The organism is Citreimonas sp. (assembly GCF_042096055.1).
GTDB lineage: Bacteria > Pseudomonadota > Alphaproteobacteria > Rhodobacterales > Rhodobacteraceae > Citreimonas.
In genome coordinates this window covers 105,648-126,141 of sequence record NZ_JBELMH010000002.1, presented here as the reverse complement: position 1 = coordinate 126,141, position 20,494 = coordinate 105,648, and the positions used below count along the sequence as shown (strand labels likewise).

Here is a 20,494-nt window from a genome sequence, read left to right as displayed (position 1 = left end):
CCGTCGACGCGATGGAGCTTGCGCCGCGCCTCGATCACATCGTGCTGTTCTCGGGTGACGGCGACTTCCGCCCGCTGGTCGAAAGCCTGCAGCGCCAGGGCGTGCGCGTGTCCGTCGTCTCGACCATCCGCAGCCAGCCGCCGATGATCGCGGACGAGCTGCGCCGCCAGGCCGACAATTTCATCGAGCTCGACGAGTTGCGCGAGATCATCGGCCGCCCGCCGCGCGACGTGCCTGCCGAATCGCGGATGGAGACGGCCGGCGAGGACCGCTGACGGCGTCTTGCCCGAAGCCGCCGCCTCTCTGGCCGGGTTGTTCGCGGCGGCGTTCGGCGCCGCGACGATCCTGCCGTTCCAGTCCGAGATCGTATTCGCCGGGCTGCAGTTGCGCGGCACGGTCGCGGTGGGCTGGCTGATCGCGGTGGCGAGCCTGGGCAACGTCCTCGGCGCGGCCTTGAACTACGCGCTCGGGCTCGGCGCCGAGCGGTTTCGCGGCACCCGCTGGTTTCCCGCCGACAGCCGCGCCCTGGACCGGGCGCAACGCTGGTGGGGGCGCTGGGGCGTCTGGACGCTGCTGCTGTCCTGGGCGCCGTTCGGCGACGCGTTCACCGTCGTGGCCGGGCTGATGCGCACTCCGATCTGGCTGTTCGTGGTGCTGGTCACGATCGCCAAGACCGGCCGCTATGCAGTGCTCGCCTGGGCCACCGCCGCTGCGACGTGACCGCGCTGGACGCCGCCGCCGTCATTCCCTACGTCTGGAACGGACCACCCGAAGGACCCTGATCCGATGACCGCACAGCCGCTGACATTGTACCTGGCCGCGCCGCGGGGCTTCTGCGCCGGCGTCGACCGCGCAATCAAGATCGTCGAGATGGCGCTGGGGAAATGGGGCGCACCCGTCTACGTGCGCCACGAGATCGTGCACAACAAGTACGTCGTCGACGACCTGCGCGCCAAGGGCGCCATATTCGTCGAGGAGCTCGAGGAATGCCCTGGTGACCGGCCGGTTATCTTCTCGGCCCACGGCGTGCCCCGCGCCGTTCCGGCCGAGGCCGCGCGCCGCGAGATGATCTACGTGGACGCCACCTGCCCGCTGGTCAGCAAGGTGCATATCGAGGCCGCCCGCCACCACGAGAACGGGCTGCAGATGATCATGATCGGCCATGCCGGCCATCCCGAGACGATCGGAACAATGGGCCAGCTTCCCGCCGGCGAGGTGCTGCTGGTCGAAACGCCCGAGGACGTGGCGCATGTCGACGTGCGCGACCCCGACAAGCTGGCCTTCGTGACTCAGACGACGCTTTCGGTGGACGACACCGCCGACATCGTCGCGGCCTTGCAGGCGCGGTTCCCCAACATCGTCGGGCCGCACAAGGAAGACATCTGCTACGCAACCACCAACCGGCAGGAGGCCGTGAAGGCCATGGCGCCGCATTGCGACGCAATGCTGGTGGTGGGCGCGCCGAACTCGTCGAACTCGAAACGACTGGTCGAGGTGGGGCGCCGCGCGGGCTGCGGGTATGCCCAGCTGGTGCAACGGGCCGAGGACATCGACTGGCGTGCGCTGGACGGCATCCGCTCGATCGGCATAACGGCCGGTGCCTCGGCGCCCGAGGTGCTGATCGACGAGGTGATCGACGCCTTCCGCGCGCGCTACGACCTGCGGGTCGAGCAGGTCGAGACCGCTCAGGAGAACGTCGAGTTCAAGGTGCCGCGGGTGCTGCGCCGGCCCGCCTGAGCGCTGGCCCCGCCAGCCATTCCTGGCGGCGGGGCGCGGGTCCGGGCCGTTGCCCTGTGGACGGCGGGCGCTGCCCGTGTCGTCCGATGTATCCAACCTGACCCGCGAAGATTGACGCGACCCTGCGCCACCGGGCGCCGCTTGCGCAACACGCGCCGCTTGCCACCGGACGCGGGCGGGGCATCTTGGCAGGCGCGGGCGCAGGACCCGCCGAACCGGAGGTCTTCGATGCAGACGATACCGCGCGCGGCGCTTGTGCTGGGGCTGGCCGGCGTCCTGCCGTTCCTATGGGGCGCGTTGACGGTCATATCGGACCCGCTCGCGCTCTGGTCGCAGGGTGCGTTCGGCGCGCGCTTCACCGGACCCTACGTGCAGCTTTTCTACGGCGCGGTGATCCTGTCCTTCATGTCGGGCGTGCTGTGGGGCTTTGCCGCCCGCGCCACGGGCAGTCGCGCGGCGGCGGGCTACGCGCTTTCGGTGCTGCCGGCGCTGTGGGTCTTCTTCACCACCGGCGGCGGCGCGGAGGCGGCCGGAACCGCGCTGATCGCGGGATACATCGGATTGCTCGTGCTCGACTGGCAGTTCTGGCGCTGGGGCCTTGCGCCGGAATGGTGGATGCGCCTGCGCGTCCTGCTGACCGCGCTGGTGGTGATCTGCCTGTCGGTCCACCTGATCGTCTGATTGCCGCTTGAACCGGCGCCGCGATGCGGCGAAACAGGCGCATGATTTGCGCCCGGCACACTCCGACATGACCCAGATTATCGCCTATACCGACGGCGCCTGCTCCGGCAATCCCGGCCCCGGCGGCTGGGGGGCCGTGCTGCAGGCCAAGGACGGCGTGACGATCGTCAAGGAACGCGAGCTGAAGGGCGGCGAGGCGGCCACCACCAACAACCGGATGGAGCTCATGGCCGCGATCAACGCGCTCGAATCGCTCGCCCGGCCGACAACGATCACCATCGTCACCGACAGCGCCTACGTGAAAAACGGCGTCACGGGCTGGATCCACGGCTGGAAGCGCAACGGCTGGAAGACCGCCGCCAAGAAGCCGGTGAAGAACGTCGAGCTGTGGCAGCGGCTTGACGCCGCGCAGGCGACGCACGACGTGACCTGGCAATGGGTCAAGGGCCACGCGGGCCACCCCGAGAACGAGCGCGCCGACGCGCTGGCCCGCGCGGGCATGGCACCGTTCAAGTAACGTTCGCCGCCGCGCCCCCGAAGCACCACAGGACAATGCCGGAACCGAAAAAGCCCCGGGCGCGCGCGCCCGGGGCAGTCTCTCCGGTTTGGCGCGCAGGGTGCCCCCGCGCGCCGGACTGACAGGAAGGAGGAGATCAGCCCTTGGAGAATTCGGGGTAGGCCTCCATGCCCAGTTCGGACATGTCGAGACCGGTGATCTCGGCCTCTTCCGAAACGCGGATGCCCATGACGGCCTTGAGGATCAGCCACACGATCGCCGAGGTCACGAAGACGAAGGCGCCGATGGCGACGATCCCGATGATCTGCGCGCCCCAGTTGCCGGTGTAGAAGGCGACCGCCAGCGTGCCCCAGATCCCCGCGAATAGGTGGACCGGGATGGCGCCGACGACGTCGTCGATCTTCATCTTGTCCAACATCGGCACGGTCACGACCACGATCAGGCCACCCACGGCACCCGTCAGGAGCGAGCCGAAGAGCGATGGCGCCAGAGGCTCTGCCGTGATCGATACGAGACCCGCCAGGGCGCCGTTCAGCGTCATGGTGAGGTCGGGCTTCTTGTACATGATCTGCGACAGGATCAGCGCGGCCACGGCGCCGGCTGCGGCGGCCATGTTGGTGTTGGCGAAGATCCGGCTGACGTCGGTCACGTCACCCACGGTGCCCATCGCCAGCTGCGAGCCGCCGTTGAAGCCGAACCAGCCCAGCCACAGGATGAACGTGCCCAGCGTCGCCAGCGCGAGGTTCGAGCCCGGCATCGGCACGGTGCGGCCTTCGCGGTACTTGCCGATCCGCGGACCGAGGATGATGGCACCCGCCAGCGCCGCGAAACCGCCCGCCGCGTGCACCAGGGTCGAACCGGCGAAGTCCGAGAACCCTGCTTCGGACAGCCAGCCGCCGCCCCACTGCCAGGATGCCTCGATCGGGTAGATGAAGCCGGTCAGCACGACGACGAAGATCAGGAACGGCCACAGCTTGATGCGCTCGGCCAAGGTGCCCGACACGATCGACGCCGTGGTGGCGCAGAACATCAGCTGGAAGAAGAAGTCCGAACCGACCGATGCGTAGTCCAGCGCGGCGGCGTCGGCCGCCAGGCCAACCGGCTCAAGCGCGGTGATTGCGAAGAACGGCCCGATCCAGCCCTGCATGAGCCAGCCGTCGCCGGGATACATGAGGTTGAAGCCGACCAGCCAGTACATGATGGCCGCGATCGAGAACAGCGCGATGTTCTTGGTCAGCTGCATGGCCACGTTCTTGGAACGCACCAGGCCCGCCTCGAGCATGGCGAAGCCCGCCGCCATCCAGAACACCAGGAAGCCGCCGATCAGGAACAGCAGCGTGGTGAAGATGTAGGGGTTGATGTCGGCGGCGGCTTCCGCCTCCTGCGCGAGCGCGAGGCCCGGCAGGACGGTCAGCGCGACGGCCGGCGCGAGTGTCTTGAAAAGCTTCATTTTCGGTGTCCCTTGTCTCGTGTCGTCTGTCACAGCGCGTCGGCGTCGGTCTCGCCCGTGCGCACGCGAACCGCCTGCGACACGTCGAGGACGAAAATCTTGCCGTCACCGATCTTGCCGGTCTGTGCGGTGGTCTTGATCGTCTCGACGACCTGGTCGGCCATGCCCGACGACACCACGAGTTCCAGCTTGATCTTCGGCACGAAATTCACCGCGTACTCCGCGCCGCGGTAGATTTCGGTATGACCGGACTGAGAGCCGAAGCCCTTGATCTCCGTCACCATCATGCCGCGCACGCCGATACCGGTGAGCGCCTCGCGCACCTCCTCGAGCTTGAACGGCTTGATCGTTGCAATGATCAGTTTCACCTTCATCCCTTTCCGTTGCCAGGCCGCCGCCTGCGTTATGACCCGAGCAAAGAAGGCGCCGGCGCCGTTTTGGAAGGCATCCGCGCCTTCGGGTCACCTTCAGAATGTCGATAATGCATAATTATTGTGCAGATTTCCGCAGATGCACGATTTCTGCGCGAAACAAAAAAGCGGCACCAAACCGCGCGGATGGTCAACATCCGCTGGCAACCGCGATAAGGTCGCGCCAAAGACAGGCAGAGCGACAACAGCAGGCGGATCTCAGGCATGAGCGCATCTGGAAACGGGCGAGGCAGGCTCGTGGCGGATCGGCGGGTGAAGCGGAAGGCGGCCCAGCCGGCGGCCAAGCCGCGACGCACGCGCAAGACGCGCAGGAAACCGGCACGGCGCGGCGGCATTCTCGGGTTGCTGGGCCGGCTGACCGGCGGCATGTTCCGGCTGCTGGGGCGCATCACGATCACCGCCCTGCTGGTGGCGACTCTGATGTTGGGGCTTGCCGTCGGCTACACCTACACGACCCTTCCGGACGTGGCCGAGCTGCTGGACGGCCGCGCGCGCGGCTCGGTCACCATGCGCGACAGAAACGAAGAGACGTTCGCCTGGCGCGGCGACCAGTTCGGCGGCGCGGTAACCGCCGACAGCGTGTCGCCGCATCTGCGAAACGCCGTGATCGCCACCGAGGACCGGCGCTTCTACTGGCATTTCGGCATCTCGCCGCAGGGCATCGCGGGCGCCATCCGCATCAACCTGGCCGAGGGGCGCGGCCCGCTGTCCGGGCACGGCGGCTCGACCATCACGCAGCAGACCGCCAAGCTGCTGTGCCTGGGCGAGGAGTTCGACCCCGGCGCCTGGCCGTCCGAGGCGGCCTATCTCGACGATTGCCGCCAGACCACGCTGGGCCGCAAGGCGCGCGAGGCGATCTTCTCGATGGCGATGGAGACCAAGTATACCAAGGACGAGATCCTTTCGATCTACCTCAACCGCGCCTATTTCGGCGGCGGCGCCTACGGGGCCGAAGCCGCGGCACAGCGGTACTTCTCGAAGCCCGCGGGCGCGCTGGACCCGGGCGAGGCGGCGATGCTGGCGGGGCTTCTGACCGCGCCGTCGCGCCTGGCGCCGACGGCCGATCTCGAGGCAAGCCAGGCCCGCGCGGCGACCGTGCTGCGGCTGATGCACGAACAGGACTACATCGACGAAGCGACGATGCGCCAGCACCAGCAGAACCCGGCGACGCTGAGCGACGAGGCCGGGCAGACGCGAGGCGGGTACTTCGCCGATTGGGTCATGCAGTCGGGCCCCGATTTCTTCACCCGCGACACGACCGAGGACGTGGTGATCGAGACGACGCTGGACCAGTCGATCCAGCGCGCGATCGAGGACGCGGTGAACCAGGTCTTTTCGGAGAAGGTGGCCGAGGGCTCCGAGGCGCAGGTCGCCGTGGTGGTGATGTCCGCCGACGGCGCGGTGCGCGGCATGGTCGGCGGCGTCGACACCGATGCCTCGGGCGTGTTCAACCGCGCGACGCAGGCGGTCCGGCAGACCGGCTCGGCGTTCAAGCCGTTCGTCTACGCCACCGCGCTGGAATTGGGCTACTCGCCCAACGACACGGTGGTGGACGAACCGTTCTGCATGAATATCCCCGGGTCCGGGCAGTGGTGCCCGTCCAACTACACGCGCCAGCATTACGGCCGGGTGACGCTGACCGAGGCGCTGGAACGCTCGCTCAACATCCCGGCGGTGAAGATCTCGGAATCGGTGGGGCGCGACCTGGTGCTGCGGGTGGCGCGCGACTTTGGCATCGTACGCGAGCTTAGCGACACGCCGGCGCTGGCGCTCGGCGCGGCCGAGGCGACGCTGCTCGAGATGACTGGCGCTTATGCGGGCATCCTCAACGGCGGTTCGTCGGTGACGCCCTACGGCATCCGCGAGCTGCGGCTGAAGAATGACGACACCGCTCTGATGGGATCGGGCGGCGGTATCGGCGAGCGTGTGATCAGCGAAGCCGCCGCACAGCAGCTGACCTGGATGATGCAGCAGGTCGTCGAGCAGGGCACCGGCACGCGCGCCGCCCTGCCCGACCGTCAGGTCGCCGGCAAGACCGGCACCTCGAACGAGCAGCGCGACGCCTGGTTCGTCGGCTTCACCGCGGATTACGTGACCGGCATCTGGATGGGCTACGACGACAACACGCCGCTGACCGGCGTGACGGGCGGCGGTCTGCCGGCCGAGATCTGGCACGAGGTGATGCGCCGCGTCAGCGAGGGCCAGCCGGCACGCCCACTGCCCGCGATGGCGCCGCAGCCCAGCCAGCGCGAACAGCCGCAGGTGGCGCAACCGCAGCCCCAGCCGCAACAGCAACCCCAGCCGCAGCAACAGCCGCGGCGGACCGAGACCGTGCTCGAACGTCTTCTCTACGACCTGCTGGGCGGCAACTGACGCCGCGCGCCGGCCTTCCCCGCGTCAACCGGCGCGGCGAAGGTCGGCGATCATCGCGTCGATGTCGCCGCGGCGGCGGTCGAGCATTGCGCCGATCTCGGTCCGCTCGGCGAGCAACATGTTCACGCCCTCGACGTACATGTTGAAGAACAGCGGCCGGCCGGCCCGGTCGGACACCAGGAAGGTGACGTCGAACGGCGCCTCGCTGCGCAGGAAGACCCGCGTCGGCACCTCGAAGTAGTTGTTCTGCGGGCGCACTCCCTGCACCTCGAAGCGCCCACCCTCGAACTCGCGGAACCGGCGGCCGTACTTGCGCGCGATGTAGGTGTTGAACGCGTCCGAGAACGCCTTCTTCTGGCTGGCGGTGGCACGGCGCCCGTCGGAGCCCAGCGCATAGGCCGCGACATAGGCCGAATCGGCGTAGCGCGCGAAGATCGTCTCGAACGCGTCGATCATCGCGGCCTCGGACCGGCCCGAGGCAATGACTCCGTTGATTTCGCCCACCAGCGACTGCACGAGGTTGCGGGCCTCTGCGTCGCTGAGCGCGAAGGCCTGTGCGGGCACGACGCCCGCGGCCATGGCCATGGTGCAGAACGTGCGGCGGGACAGTGCGAACGTCATGTCAGAATCCTTCCGTATCGAGCGCCATGGGATCGGCATCGACCGTCTCGGGAGGGGCGACGCCAAGTTCGAAACGCCGGTTCTGCAGGTAGATCAGGCGCACCTGGCTGTAGCTGTCGGCGCTTTCGTGCAGCACCGAATCGACCGACGCGGCGTATTCCGCCCGCTCCCCGATCGTATCCAGCGCGCGCAGCGCCAGCTTGGCGCGCCGCTGCCCGGGTTCGAGGTGCGGATCAATCGGGTTCAGGAAGATGTCGACCACCGACCCCGCTAGGTCGCGCTGGGTGGTCGGGCCGATGAAGGGCACTTCGAGATAGGCCCCCTCGGCCACGCCCCAGACGTGCAGCGTCTCGCCGAAATCGCTCTCGTCCTCCTCGAGCCCCATGTCCGAGGCGACGTCGGCGATGCCGCCGAAGCCCAGCGTGGCGTTCACCGCGAAGCGCAGCGTATTGCTTCCGGCGCGCAGCATCCGGCCCTGCAGAACCTGGTTCACGACTGTGCGCGGCAGCGACAGTGTTTCGGCGACGTTGGAAACACCCGTCCGCACGGTCGGCGAGGCGACCGAAACATAGGCCCGCCCCGCGCGGCTGACGACGCCGTCGTCGAGCCGGGCGTTGAACGCGTGCACGCGGCGGTTCTGCGCCTCGTACGGATCGTTGAACCCCGGATCCGGCGCGACGGCGGTGCAACCCGCAAGGGCCGCCACCCCCAGCAGAAGCGTAATCGCACGTCCAGCACCCATGAGCCGATCCTTCAGACTGTTTTGCCGCCCCGGGGGCGCATTCATACAACGACAACCGGATTGCGTTTAGGTGAACGCGTCAAAACGTCTGCCGGTTTCGCGCCCGCTGTGGCACAGTGCCGCCGATCCTCCAAGCTCGAACCCTGACATGTTTGCCGTCCGGACTCAAAATCATCTGATGGTGACCCGCCCATGACCACCTCCGCCATCGACCAGGGCCGCCGCGAGCTGCGCGCGGTGCGGCGGCGGTCGCGGCCGTTTCTGGCCTTCGTCGCGGTGTTCAGCTTCTTCGTGAACCTGCTGATGCTGACCGGTCCGATCTACATGCTGCAGGTCTACGACCGGGTACTCGGCTCGGGGTCGGTCGCGACGCTGGTGACGCTGTCGGTGCTGGTGCTGTTTCTCTACGCGATGATGGGCATCCTCGACTACGTGCGTGGCCGCATTATGGGCCGCGTGGCCGCACGCTTCCAGTCGGCGTTGGAACTGCGGGTGTTCGACGCCGTCGTGCGCCGGGCCGCGGTCAAGCCCGACCGCCTGGCGCGCACCGGGCTGGCGGACCTGGAATCGGTGCAGCGGCTGATGGCCTCGCCGGTGCTGATGGCGCTGTTCGACATTCCGTGGACGCCGATTTTCGTGACAGCGATCTTCCTGTTCCATCCTTGGCTGGGGCTTCTCGCCACCGCGGGCGGGCTGGTGCTGATCGCGCTGACGGCCATCAACCAGATGGTCAGCCGCACGCCGTCGCTCCGCTCGAACGCGGCGATCCTGCAATCGGACCAGACGGCCGAGCAGATCCGGTCGGAATCCGAGATGGTGCGCGCGCTCGGGATGCAGTCGCACGCCTTCCGCCGCTGGATGAACGCTCGCAGCGACGCGCTGTCTGGACAGCTGGCGACGGCGGACATCACGGGCGGGTTCTCGACCCTGACCCGGACGCTGCGGTTATTACTGCAATCGGGGATGCTGGGTCTGGGCGCGTACCTCGTGCTGCGCGCCGAGCTGACGCCGGGGGCGATGATCGCCGCCTCGATCCTCATGGGCCGGGCGCTGGCGCCGGTGGAGCTGGCCATCGGGCAATGGCCGCTGGTCGAGCGTGCGCGCACCGGATGGACCGACCTCGCCCGCCTGCTGGGCGAGGTGCCGCCCGAGGACGAACGCACGGCCCTGCCCAAGCCGCGCGGCGCCCTCGACGTGCAGCAGATCACGGTCGTCCCGCCGGGCGAGCATCAGGCCAGCCTGCGCCTCGTCAGCTTCGCGATCCAGCCGGGCCAGGCGGTGGGCGTGATCGGGCCCTCGGGTTCGGGCAAGTCGACGCTGGCGCGCGCGCTGACCGGCGTTTGGCGCCCGGCCGGCGGACGCATCCGCCTCGATGGCGCGTCGCTGGACCAGTACGCGCCCGACGTGCTGGGCCAGCACATCGGCTACCTGCCCCAGCGGGTGACCTTGTTCGATGGCACCGTGGCCGAGAACATCGCGCGCCTGTCGCCCGAGCCGGATGCGGCGCTGGTGGTCGAGGCCGCCAAGAAGGCAGACGCGCACCAGATGATCCTGCAGCTTCCCGACGGCTACGATACGCGCGTGACGGCCGCCGGCGGGCGCCTGTCGGGCGGCCAGGTCCAGCGCATCGGCCTTGCCCGCGCGATGTACGGCGACCCGGTCGTGCTGGTGCTGGACGAGCCGAACTCCAACCTCGACAACGAGGGGTCCGAGGCGGTGAACCGCGCCATCCGCGGCTTCAAGGCCGAGGGCAAGGCGGTTCTGATCATGGCGCACCGCCCGGCCGCGTTGCGCGAATGCGACCTGCTGCTTATGTTAGAGAACGGCGCCCGCACTGCCTTCGGCCCACGGGACGAAGTGCTGCAGGCAAGGGTGCGCAATCACAAGCAGATCAGCGGGCATGCAGGCCCGGCGGGAATACGATGAGCGACGAATCCACGCGTTTTCCGCTGCGCGGCCCCCTCTTTCTGGGAATCTTCACCCTGGTCGCGCTGCTAGGCGGGTTCGGCACTTGGGCCGCGACCACGGTGATCTCGGGCGCGATCGTCGCGTCGGGCGCGATCGAGGTGGAGAGCAACCGGCAGGTGATCCAGCACCCCGACGGCGGCGTCGTCGCCGAGATTCTGGTCGACGAGGGCGATCTGGTGGCCGAGGGCGACGTGCTGCTGCGGCTGGACCCGACGCTGCTGGAATCCGACCTCGCGATCGTCGAGGGGCAGCTTCACGAACTCATGGCCCGGCGCGCACGCCTCGAGGCCGAGCGCGACGAGGCGGCGACGATCACCTTCGACGAGGCGCTGCTGGAGCGCGCGGGGACCGATCCCGAGGTCGCCGGCATGATCGACAGCCAGCGCAACCTGTTTGAGGCCCGCGCCGAGACCGTCGCGCGCGAGACCGAGCAACTGGCCAAGCGCAGCGAACAGATCGAGGACCAGGTCCGCGGCATCGAGGCGCAGCGGGATTCGGTCACCGAGATGCTCGACCTGATCGAGGAAGAGCTGAACGACCAGCAAAGCCTGCTGGACCGCGGCCTCGCGCAGGCCAGTCGTGTCCTGTCGCTGCGGCGCGAACGCGCAAGGCTGGCCGGCGAGGCAGGTGACCTGACCGCGCAGAAGGCGCAGGCCGAAGGCCGCATGACCGAAATCGACATCGAGATCCTCGGCCTGCGCAACCAGCGCCGCGAAGAGGCGATCACCACCCTCAGCGACCTGCAGTTCCGCGAGCGCGAGCTGGCCGAAGAGGCGCGCACGCTCCGCGAGCGCCTGTCGCGCATGGCGATCACGGCGCCGGCCTCGGGCGTGGTCTACGACCTGGCGGTGTTCGCGCCGCGCTCGGTCCTGCGCGCGGCCGACCCGGTTCTGTACCTCGTGCCCCAGGATCAGCCGCTGGTCATTGCCGCGCAGGTGCAGCCGATCCATATCGACCAGCTGTTCCTGGACCAGCCCGTGTCGCTGCGCTTCAGCTCGCTCGATCAGCGCACTACGCCGGAGCTGACGGGCCGCGTCGTGCAGATCTCGGCCGACGCGTTCGAGGACGAACGCTCGCGCCAGCGCTATTACCGCGCGAAGATCGTGCTGGAAGAGGGCGAGATCGACAAGCTGCCGGAAGGCTCGTCGCTGATCCCCGGCATGCCGGTCGAGACGTTCATCCGCACCGCCGACCGCACGCCGCTGGCCTACCTGGTCAAGCCGCTGGCCGATTACTTCGCCAAGGCGCTGCGCGAAAGCTGAGGCGCCTGCGCATGGCCCCGGGCGAAAACGCCGGCCCGGTTGACGTAGGGTGTTTCCATTCCGACGGGGCGCGCGTAGCGTCGGCCCGAATGACGGAAGGGGAGCCGCACATGTCCAATGCCATCGAAACCCGCCTGGCCGAGCTTGGCCTCAGCCTGCCCGACGCACCCGCCCCGGCGGCGAACTACGTGCCGTTCGTGCAGGTCGGCGACACGCTCTACGTCTCGGGTCAGATCAGCATGGACGAAAACGGCCTGATCACCGGCAAGCTGGGCGACGCCATCGACGTCGAGGCCGGCGCGGCCGCCGCGCGTCGCTGTGCTCTGGCGCTGCTGGCACAGGTCCGCGCGGCCTGCGGCGGCGACCTCAACCGCCTGCGCCGGGTGGTGAAGCTCACCGGCTTCGTCAACTCGACCCCCGACTTCACCGACCAGCCGAAGGTGGTCAATGGCGCGTCCGACCTGATGGTCGAGGTGCTGGGCGATGCCGGGCGCCACGCGCGCTCGGCCGTGTCCGCGGGATCGCTGCCGCTTGGCGTCGCCGTCGAGATCGAAGGCATCTTCGAGATCGCCTGATGCTGCCACAGGAATTCCTGGCCCGCCCGATCGCGCATCGGGCGCTGCATGACGTGCGGGCCGGCCGACCCGAGAATTCGCGCGCCGCGATCCGCGCCGCGATTGACGGCGGCTACGGGATCGAGCTGGACCTGCAGCTGTCGGCGGACGGCCAGGCGATGGTATTCCACGACTACGATCTGGGTCGGCTGACCGGCGCCACGGGTCCGCTGCGCCTGCGCGACGCGGCGGCGTTGGCCGAGATCACGCTGAAGCATGGCGAGGACGGCATACCGACGCTGTCCGACGTGCTGCAGATCGTCGGCGGCCGCGTGCCGCTGCTGATCGAGGTCAAGGACCAGGACGGCGCGATGGGCGACGGCGTGGGCCCATTGGAACGCGCGGCCGCCGACGCGCTGCAGGGCTATGAAGGCCCCGTCGCGCTGATGTCGTTCAATCCGCACAGCGTGGCCGCGCTGGCCCGCCTGGCGCCGGACCGGCCGCGTGGCCTGACCACCTCGGCCTTCCTGCCCGAGCACTGGCCCACCTTGCCCGAGCGCACGCGCAACCGCCTGCGGGCGATCCCCGACTTCGACGACACTGGCGCCTGCTTCGTCAGCCACGACTGGCAGGACCTGAACAGCCCGGCCGTCGCCGCCCTGCGCGACCGCGACGTGCCGATCCTGTGCTGGACGATCCGGTCGAAACGGGACGAGACGCAGGCCCGTACCCTTGCGTCCAACGTCACCTTCGAGGGTTACGCGGCTTGAAGCCCAGGGCCAGAGGGCCACATCCTTGCCGTGACCGGATCGACAGGGCGACATGACCGAACACAGCACCGGCCAAGACACGAACCGCGGCGACGGCGCCACGATCACCGTCTCGACGCTCACCTCGCTGTCGCAGATCGCGCCCGAGACGTGGGATGCCTGCGCCTGCCCCGAGACCGCCGCTGGCGGACGCCCGTACGATCCGTTCACCACGCACCGGTTCCTCAAGGCGCTCGAGGACAGCGGCTCGGTCGGGGGGCGCAGCGGCTGGGATCCGCATTACCTGATGACCGAGCGCGACGGGCAGGTGATTGCGGTCGCGCCGCTGTACCTCAAGTCGCACAGCCAGGGCGAGTACATCTTCGACCACAACTGGGCGCACGCCTATGAACGCGCGGGCGGGAGCTATTACCCCAAGCTGCAGATCGCCGTGCCGTTCACGCCCGCGACCGGACGGCGCTTCCTGACGCGTCCGGGGTTCGAGACCGAGGGCGTGTCGGCCCTGATCCAGGGCGCGGTCCAGATGGCCGCAGACAACGAGCTGTCGTCGCTGCACGTGACCTTCTGCACCGAGGACGAGGCCATCGCCGGCGAGCGGATCGGCCTGATGCGGCGGGTCACACAGCAATTCCACTGGATCAATCGCGGCTACGCCGATTTCGACGGGTTCCTCGGCTCGCTGTCGTCGCGCAAGCGCAAGGCGATCCGCAAGGAACGCCAGCAGGCGAACGCATTCGGCGGCACGATCGAGACGCTGACCGGCGACGCGATCCGCTCGGAAGACTGGGATAGCTTCTGGCGCTTCTACCAGGACACCGGCGCACGGAAATGGGGTACGCCCTACCTGACGCGACAATTCTTCGACATCGCGCAGGACACGCTGCGCGACGACATCGCGCTGGTGATGTGCCGCCGCGACGGGCGCGACGTGGCCGGTGCGCTGAACTTCATCGGGCGGGACGTGCTGTTCGGCCGCTACTGGGGCTGCGTCGAGCATCACCCGTTCCTGCATTTCGAGGCGTGCTACTACCGCGCCATCGACTTCGCCATAGAACGCGGCCTTGCCCGCGTCGAGGCCGGCGCGCAGGGCGAACACAAGCTGGCGCGCGGCTACCTACCCGCGCCCACGCATTCGCTGCACTGGGTCGGCGACCGGGGTTTCGCCCGCGCGATCGAGCGTTACCTAGAGGCAGAGCGCGCCGCGGTGGACGAGGACATCGAGATCCTCACCGCCTTCGGCCCGTTCCGGAAGGCAAACCAGGAGGAACAGCAATGACCGAGAAACTCGCCGGTGCCGAGCGCGACGATGCGCTGAAGCCGCTGCTCGACGCGGGGTGGGAGCTGGCCCCCGCCCGCGACGCGATCACCAAGACCTTCAAGTTCAAGACCTTCGTCGATGCCTTCGGCTGGATGACCCGCGCCGCGATCCACGCCGAGAAGATGAACCACCATCCCGAATGGTCGAACGTCTACAACAGCGTGCAGGTCACGCTGACCACGCATGACGCGGACGGACTGACCGCCCTGGACGTGAAGCTGGGCAAGGCACTGGAATCCCTGTGACCGCTGCGGCAGGATGCGCACCATGCAACCCGGCCCGCGCAACCTGATCACCGACGTCGCCGGCCTGCGCGTGGGCAACGCGCAGGACGAGTCGCTCAAGTCCGGCACGACGGTGCTCGTGGGCGATGCGCCCTTCGTCGCGTCCGTGGCGGTGCAGGGCGGCGCCCCCGGCACGCGCGAGACCGACCTGCTGGCGCCGGACAAGTCCGCACCGGGGGTCGATGCGCTGGTCCTGTCGGGCGGCAGCGCCTTCGGGCTGGCCTCGGCACAGGGCGTCATGGACGCGCTGCACGCGGCTGGGCGAGGCTTTCCGGTGCTGTCGGCGCGCGTGCCTTTGGTACCGGCGGCGATCCTCTTTGACCTGCTGAACGGTGGCGACAAGGCTTGGGACACGAACCCGTATCCCGCGCTGGGCCGCGCCGCGCTGGATGCGGCGGCCGCGGATTTCGCGATGGGCTCGGCGGGCGCCGGCACCGGCGCGCAGACGGCGCAGCACAAGGGCGGGCTGGGCTCGGCCAGCCTTCTGCTGCCGGACGGTGTGACGGTGGGCGCGCTGGTGGCGGTCAACCCGCTGGGCAGCGTCACGACGCCTTCGGGCCGGCATTTCTGGGCCGCCTCGGCCGAGTTCGGGGAAGAGTACGGCGGCCTCGGTCCCGACCCCGCCCGCGGCTGGCAGGCGCCGCCCGAAAGCCGTAAGATCGCCGCGATGATGCGGGCGGGCGGCGGCGCGGATGCACAGGGCGGCAGCGGCGGAAACACCACCATCGCGATCGTCGCCACCGACGCCGCTTTGACCAAGGCGCAGTGCCACCGGGTCGCCATCGCCGCGCATGACGGCATCGCCCGCGCGATCCAGCCCGCGCACACGCCTATGGACGGCGACCTCGTCTTCGCGCTGGCCACCGGGGCCGTGCCGCTGGCCGCGCCGGACCTTCAGCTGGCGGGGATCGGCCACGCCGCGAGCCTGTGTCTGGCGCGCGCCATCGCACGGGCAGTCTGGGCCGCGACACCAGCGCCCGGCGACACGCTGCCGACGCTGCGCGAGGCTCTCTGACCCGCGGCGGACGCGGCTTCGGTAAAAGCCGTGACTGTCGCCGCCCCGCTCAATACTGCACTTTTTTTGTGCAAATTGCCGCGCAACTATAGGATGTCCGGTCTCATCCCGCCCCGCGCCGTTGATTTCCGACCGACGCGGTCCATTGTGGTCAGCATGCAACACAGGTGCTCAACTTCGGACGCGTCAGGAATGACGCGCCGCTTGCGTTCGGCCTTTGCCCGCGCCCGACCCTCCTTCCCCGATCGTCGTTCCGCCAACGCACCGGAGGTGCCCGCCGCATGAAACACACCGACCTGACCCTCAGCCCCTCGCCGATCCGGGCGCAACCGTACAAGCGCACGACCGTGCTCGGCGCCGGCGCCTGGGGCACCGCGCTCGCCGCAACGCTGGCACGCGCCGGCGGCGACGTCAGGCTGTGGTCGCGCGACGCCGAGCAGGCGGCGCAGATCAACGCCACGCATTGCAACGACCGCTACCTCAAGGGCATTCCCCTGCCCGAGACGCTGCGCGCCGTGACCGACATGGCCGAGGCCCTGGACGGGGCCGAGGCGGTGCTGATCGTCGTGCCCAGCCAGGTCGTCCGCGCGGTGTCGCGCGAGGCCGCGAAACACGCGCCGGCCGGCATTCCCTTCGCGGTTTGTGCGAAAGGCATCGAGGCCGAAAGCGGCCTTCTGATGGCGCAGGTGGCACGCGACGAATTGGGCGACCGCCCGATCGGCGTTGTTTCTGGACCGACCTTCGCGCACGAAACGGCGCTCAACCACCCAACGGCGGCGACCTGCGCCTTCCCGTTCACCTACGCCGAACGGCTCGATCCAGCCTCGTCCAGCGCGGCGCGACTGGCCGTCTCATTGACGACCGAGGCCTTTCGGACATATGTGACGGATGACCTTGTCGGGGTCGAGGTCGGTGGCGCGGTCAAGAATGTGATCGCGATCGCCTGCGGGATGATGACCGGCGCGGGGTTCGGAGAGAACACGCGCGCCGCCCTGATTACCCGCGGCATCGCCGAGATGAAGACGCTGGCGGAGGCCCTTGGCGGGCGGGCGGAAACGCTGTCGGGCCTGTCGGGCGTGGGCGACCTTTCGCTCACCTGCTCAAGCGAATCCTCGCGCAACATGTCGCTGGGGCTGCAGCTGGGCCGCGGGCTGGCGCGAGAAGACTGTTTCGACGGCCGTCCCGTGGTCGTCGAGGGCGAGCGCAACGCGCTGTCCGTGACCGATCTGGCGCGGAGGCTGGGTGTCGCGCTGCCCATCTGCGAGACCGTAAGGGCGGTGCTGCACGACCGGGCGAACCTCGGCCAAAGCTTCGCCGCCCTTTGGGCCCGGCCGCTCGAGGCCGAGCCGCGGGTGATGGACCTGGCCTTCGATCATCCGGCTTCCGACACGGCCGTGACGCAACTGGCTGAGAGGATCTCATGAAACAGAAGACCGTGGACATTTCCGAAAAACCGCTGGTGCTGGCCACCGATCTGGACGGCACCTTCCTGGGCGGCACGGACGAGGCGCGCCGCAAGTACTACGACTGGATCAACGCCAACCGGCACGCCGTCGGCCTGATCTTCGTCACCGGCCGCGACCCGGGCTTCGTGTCCGAACTGTCGCGCCGCAAGGGCGTGCCCAAGCCCGACTACGTGGTCGGTGACGTCGGCACCACGATCGCGCGCTCGGACGACCGACACATCCTGAACCCGATCGCCGAGCTCGAGGCCGAGATTGCCGAGAAGTGGGACGACAGCTCGGCCCGCGTTCAGGCCGCACTGCGCTCGATCCCGGGCCTGCGCCTGCAGGGCACCGCGTTCCGCCATCGCGTCAGCTACGACATGGACCCCGAGAAGTTCGACCGCCGCGCGGTGGACATCGTCGAGGACATGGGTCTCGACGCGCTGATCTCGGACAACCGTTTCTTCGACGTGCTGCCCAAGGACGTCAGCAAGGGCCCGTCGCTGCTGCGCCTGCTGGCGCATCTGGGCGTCAAGAACGACCGCGTGCTGGTGGCCGGCGACACGATGAACGACCACTCGATGCTGACCATGGGCCTGCCCTCGGTCGTCGTCGGCGGGGCCGAGCCGGCGCTGCTGGAAGCGGTCGAGAAGGTCGAGACCGTGCACATCGCCAAGGAAGAAGGCGTGGGCGGCATTGCCGAGGCGATGCTGCGCTACAACTACTTCAACAAGAAGGCCGCCTGAGGCACCGCGTGCGCAAGAGGCGCGCGGGCAACCGCGCGCCGTCCGGAAAGGAGGAACGATGTCGTCCGAACTCGTGATCGTCTACCACCGCCAGCCCTACGAGGAAGTCGTGGAGAATGGCAAAACGGTGCTGCGCGAAAACAAGAGCCCGAACGGCATCGTGCCCACGCTGAAAAGCTTCTTCGGATCGGTCGACCACGGCGCCTGGGTGGCGTGGAAGCTGGCCGAGGATCCGTCGAACCCGGACTTCGAGAAGGTGGTCGAGATCGAGGACGCCTACGGCAAGTACTCGGTCTCGCGCCTGCCGCTGTCGGCGGACCAGGTCAGGGAATTCTACCACATCACCTCTAAAGAAGCGTTCTGGCCGATCATTCACTCGTTCAAGGAACGCTACAACTACGATCCCGTCGACTGGCCGAACTTCCGCCAGGTGAACTGGCAGTTCGCCGAGGCCGCCGCCGCCGAGGCCGCCGAGGGCGCGCTGGTCTGGGTGCACGACTACAATCTTTGGCTCGTGCCCGGTTACCTGCGCAAGCTGCGCCCTGACCTGCGCATCTCGTTCTTCCATCACACGCCGTTTCCGTCCGCGGATGCGTTCAACGTGCTGCCTTGGCGGCGCGAGATCATCGAGAGCCTTTTGGCCTGCGACGATGTCGGCTTCCACATCCCGCGCTATGCCGCGAATTTCGTCAGCGTCGTCCGCTCGCTCTTCGACCTCGAGGTCAAGCGCGTTCCCGCGCCCGAGCACATGATCTCGGAAGGGACCGCGCTGACTGAACGCACCATGCCGACCGAGATCACCTACCAGGGCCGGCGCGTCGGCGTGTCGGTCACGCCCGTGGGCATTGACACCGACTTCATCGACAAGCGCGCCCGCCTGCCCGAGACCGACGCCGCCGTGGCGAAGATCCGCGAGGAGCTGGGTGATGCCAAGCTTGTGCTGTCCGTGGGACGCACCGACTACACCAAGGGCGGTGTGGAGCAGCTGACCAGCTTCGAACGCATCCTCACGAACAACCCCGAGCTGATCGGCAAGGTGCGGCTGATGCACGTCTCGGTCAGCGCGAACCGCAACATGGCGGCCTACAATCAGGTTCAGGAAGAGATCGAGACGATCGCCGGCCGGCTCAACGGCCGTTTCGGCACGCTGGAATGGCAGCCGGTTACACTGGTTTCACGCGCGATCCCGTTCGACGAACTCGTGTCCTACTACCGCGCGGCCGACGTGGCGTGGATCACGCCGCTGGCCGACGGCATGAACCTCGTGTGCAAGGAGTTCATCGCCTCGCGCATCGACGGCAAGGGCGCGCTGGTGCTGTCCGAATTCGCCGGCGCGGCCGTCGAACTGCACACGGCGGTCATCACCAACCCGTTCTCGTTCCGGTCGATGGACACGGCGATCCTGTCCGCCATCGCCATGTCCGAAGAAGAGCAGCGCGGCCGGATGGAGGAACTGCGCAAGGCCGTGCTCAAGAACAACATCAAGGCCTGGGGCGAGGCGGTCGAGGCGTCGCACACAAAGGCCAAGCAGAGCGTCGACGCGGCCTGAAGCGACCGCGCCCGGTCGCCGGTTCGGTCAGATATCGGAGCGAAGAAGCGCTGACGGTGCGTCATGCAGCCATGACGTTATCCGAAAATTAACCATGATCGCCCGAGAAACGGGCATCGCGCGGGTTCTCCGGAGCCACACGCGACGCTGGTCTCGAAGCGCTCGGGTTTGAGTTGCATCCTGTTTCTCAGGCGCTAGACACCACCGAAGACATCGGGAAAACACTTGTCAGGTCCTCTATGCTGAAAACGACCCCCGCCGACGCGCGCGAAATGCGCGAGGCCATCCTGCATCATCTGATCTATTCGATGGGCAAGGATGCAGACCACGCCACCCGGCAGGATTGGCGGATGGCGCTGTCGTACGCGGTGCGCGACCAGATCACCGACCGCTGGTTCGCCTCGACCCGCAAGAGCTACGAGGCGAAGGCCAAGCGCGTCTACTACCTGTCGATGGAATTCCTGATCGGCCGCCTGCTCGAGGACGGGCTGGTCAACCTGCGCATGCTCGACGACGCGACCGAAGCGCTGACCGCATTGGGTCTCGACCCGTCCGAAGTGATCGCCGACGAGCCCGACGCGGCGCTGGGCAATGGCGGGCTGGGCCGGCTGGCCGCCTGCTTCCTGGAATCCCTGTCGACGCTGGGCGTGCCCGCGCTGGGCTACGGCATCCGCTACGAACACGGCCTGTTCCAGCAGAAGTTCAAGGACGGCCGCCAGGTCGAGACGCCCGAGACGTGGCTGCAGCAGCCCCATGCCTGGGAATTTGCGCGCGCCGAGGCAAGCTACCGCCTCGGCTTCGGCGGCAGCGTCACGGTGCGCGACGGCCGCAGCGTCTGGACGCCGGACGAGGCCGTTCTGGCCGCCGCCTACGACACGCCGGTGATCGGCTGGCAGGGCCGCTGGGCCAACACGCTGCGGCTCTGGTCGTCGAAGCCGGCCAACGGGTCGTTCAACCTCGACAGCTTCAACGCGGGCGACTACGTCGGCGCGACCGCCCCCGAGGCCGAGGCGCGCACGATCAGCCGCGTG

General features: G+C 68.4%; 21 protein-coding genes. 17 read left to right on the top strand and 4 right to left on the bottom strand.

Annotation, left to right across the window (positions count from 1 at the left end):
* From ACFDTC_RS01510 to rnhA, 5 genes are all read left to right on the top strand, one after another.
* On the top strand, positions 1-275 hold a 275-nt coding region (locus ACFDTC_RS01510; protein WP_375257096.1), incomplete at its 5' end, for an NYN domain-containing protein.
* Between the two features lie 7 nt (positions 276-282).
* A complete protein-coding gene (locus tag ACFDTC_RS01505) occupies positions 283-720 on the top strand; it encodes a YqaA family protein (RefSeq protein WP_375257095.1) in 438 nt (145 codons plus the stop codon).
* Positions 721-786: 66 nt separating this feature from the next.
* Positions 787-1,737 (top strand): 4-hydroxy-3-methylbut-2-enyl diphosphate reductase, encoded by a 951-nt coding sequence (gene ispH / locus ACFDTC_RS01500; protein WP_375257094.1) that lies wholly within the window; start codon positions 787-789, stop codon positions 1,735-1,737.
* Positions 1,738-1,965: 228 nt separating this feature from the next.
* Positions 1,966-2,418, top strand: coding sequence for a DUF3429 domain-containing protein (locus ACFDTC_RS01495; RefSeq protein ID WP_375257093.1), 453 nt, complete (start codon positions 1,966-1,968; stop codon positions 2,416-2,418).
* A gap of 67 nt (positions 2,419-2,485) precedes the next feature.
* Positions 2,486-2,935: a ribonuclease HI gene (gene rnhA, locus ACFDTC_RS01490; RefSeq protein ID WP_375257092.1), complete on the top strand. Its 450-nt coding sequence runs from the start codon at positions 2,486-2,488 to the stop codon at positions 2,933-2,935.
* Between the two features lie 136 nt (positions 2,936-3,071).
* Here rnhA and ACFDTC_RS01485 read toward each other — a convergent pair whose 3' ends face one another.
* Both ACFDTC_RS01485 and ACFDTC_RS01480 read right to left on the bottom strand, forming a co-directional pair.
* Entirely contained in the window at positions 3,072-4,385 is a 1,314-nt protein-coding gene (locus tag ACFDTC_RS01485; RefSeq protein ID WP_375257091.1) for an ammonium transporter, read from the bottom strand.
* A gap of 29 nt (positions 4,386-4,414) precedes the next feature.
* Positions 4,415-4,753 carry a P-II family nitrogen regulator gene (locus ACFDTC_RS01480; protein WP_375257090.1) on the bottom strand — a complete coding sequence of 113 codons (339 nt, stop codon included), beginning with the start codon at positions 4,751-4,753 and terminating at the stop codon, positions 4,415-4,417.
* A gap of 267 nt (positions 4,754-5,020) precedes the next feature.
* Here ACFDTC_RS01480 and ACFDTC_RS01475 point away from each other — a divergent pair, with 267 nt between their 5' ends.
* Complete coding sequence (locus tag ACFDTC_RS01475) at positions 5,021-7,189, top strand: transglycosylase domain-containing protein (protein WP_375257089.1); 2,169 nt, start codon at positions 5,021-5,023, stop codon at positions 7,187-7,189.
* 24 nt (positions 7,190-7,213) lie between these two features.
* On the opposite strand, the gene ACFDTC_RS01470 is transcribed toward ACFDTC_RS01475, so the two are convergent.
* Positions 7,214-7,810: a phospholipid-binding protein MlaC gene (locus ACFDTC_RS01470; RefSeq protein WP_375257088.1), complete on the bottom strand. Its 597-nt coding sequence runs from the start codon at positions 7,808-7,810 to the stop codon at positions 7,214-7,216.
* 1 nt (position 7,811) lies between these two features.
* Positions 7,812-8,552 carry a VacJ family lipoprotein gene (locus ACFDTC_RS01465; protein ID WP_375257087.1) on the bottom strand — a complete coding sequence of 247 codons (741 nt, stop codon included), beginning with the start codon at positions 8,550-8,552 and terminating at the stop codon, positions 7,812-7,814.
* A gap of 192 nt (positions 8,553-8,744) precedes the next feature.
* Here ACFDTC_RS01465 and ACFDTC_RS01460 point away from each other — a divergent pair, with 192 nt between their 5' ends.
* From ACFDTC_RS01460 to ACFDTC_RS01410, 11 genes are all read left to right on the top strand, one after another.
* Positions 8,745-10,478, top strand: coding sequence for a type I secretion system permease/ATPase (locus ACFDTC_RS01460; protein WP_375257086.1), 1,734 nt, complete (start codon positions 8,745-8,747; stop codon positions 10,476-10,478).
* On the top strand, positions 10,475-11,782 hold the full coding sequence (locus tag ACFDTC_RS01455) for an HlyD family type I secretion periplasmic adaptor subunit (RefSeq protein WP_375257085.1): 1,308 nt from the start codon (positions 10,475-10,477) through the stop codon (positions 11,780-11,782). The genes ACFDTC_RS01460 and ACFDTC_RS01455 overlap by 4 nt, the downstream gene beginning before the upstream one ends.
* A 110-nt stretch (positions 11,783-11,892) precedes the next feature.
* Positions 11,893-12,357 carry a RidA family protein gene (locus ACFDTC_RS01450; protein ID WP_375257084.1) on the top strand — a complete coding sequence of 155 codons (465 nt, stop codon included), beginning with the start codon at positions 11,893-11,895 and terminating at the stop codon, positions 12,355-12,357.
* Positions 12,357-13,106, top strand: coding sequence for a glycerophosphodiester phosphodiesterase family protein (locus ACFDTC_RS01445; RefSeq protein WP_375257083.1), 750 nt, complete (start codon positions 12,357-12,359; stop codon positions 13,104-13,106). The genes ACFDTC_RS01450 and ACFDTC_RS01445 overlap by 1 nt, the downstream gene beginning before the upstream one ends.
* Positions 13,107-13,158: 52 nt before the next feature.
* On the top strand, positions 13,159-14,382 hold the full coding sequence (locus tag ACFDTC_RS01440) for a GNAT family N-acetyltransferase (RefSeq protein WP_375257082.1): 1,224 nt from the start codon (positions 13,159-13,161) through the stop codon (positions 14,380-14,382).
* Positions 14,379-14,669: a 4a-hydroxytetrahydrobiopterin dehydratase gene (locus ACFDTC_RS01435; RefSeq protein ID WP_375257081.1), complete on the top strand. Its 291-nt coding sequence runs from the start codon at positions 14,379-14,381 to the stop codon at positions 14,667-14,669. The genes ACFDTC_RS01440 and ACFDTC_RS01435 overlap by 4 nt, the downstream gene beginning before the upstream one ends.
* Before the next feature lie 22 nt (positions 14,670-14,691).
* Positions 14,692-15,723 (top strand): P1 family peptidase, encoded by a 1,032-nt coding sequence (locus ACFDTC_RS01430; protein ID WP_375257080.1) that lies wholly within the window; start codon positions 14,692-14,694, stop codon positions 15,721-15,723.
* 281 nt (positions 15,724-16,004) lie between these two features.
* Positions 16,005-17,147 (top strand): NAD(P)H-dependent glycerol-3-phosphate dehydrogenase, encoded by a 1,143-nt coding sequence (locus tag ACFDTC_RS01425; protein WP_375257079.1) that lies wholly within the window; start codon positions 16,005-16,007, stop codon positions 17,145-17,147.
* A complete protein-coding gene (locus ACFDTC_RS01420; RefSeq protein ID WP_375257078.1) occupies positions 17,144-17,914 on the top strand; it encodes an HAD-IIB family hydrolase in 771 nt (256 codons plus the stop codon). Before ACFDTC_RS01425 ends, ACFDTC_RS01420 begins: the two co-directional genes overlap by 4 nt.
* Positions 17,915-17,972: 58 nt before the next feature.
* Positions 17,973-19,463, top strand: coding sequence for a glucosylglycerol-phosphate synthase (gene ggpS / locus ACFDTC_RS01415; RefSeq protein WP_375257077.1), 1,491 nt, complete (start codon positions 17,973-17,975; stop codon positions 19,461-19,463).
* A gap of 239 nt (positions 19,464-19,702) precedes the next feature.
* A partial coding sequence (locus tag ACFDTC_RS01410) for a glycogen/starch/alpha-glucan phosphorylase (RefSeq protein ID WP_375257076.1) occupies positions 19,703-20,494 on the top strand: 792 nt, incomplete at its 3' end.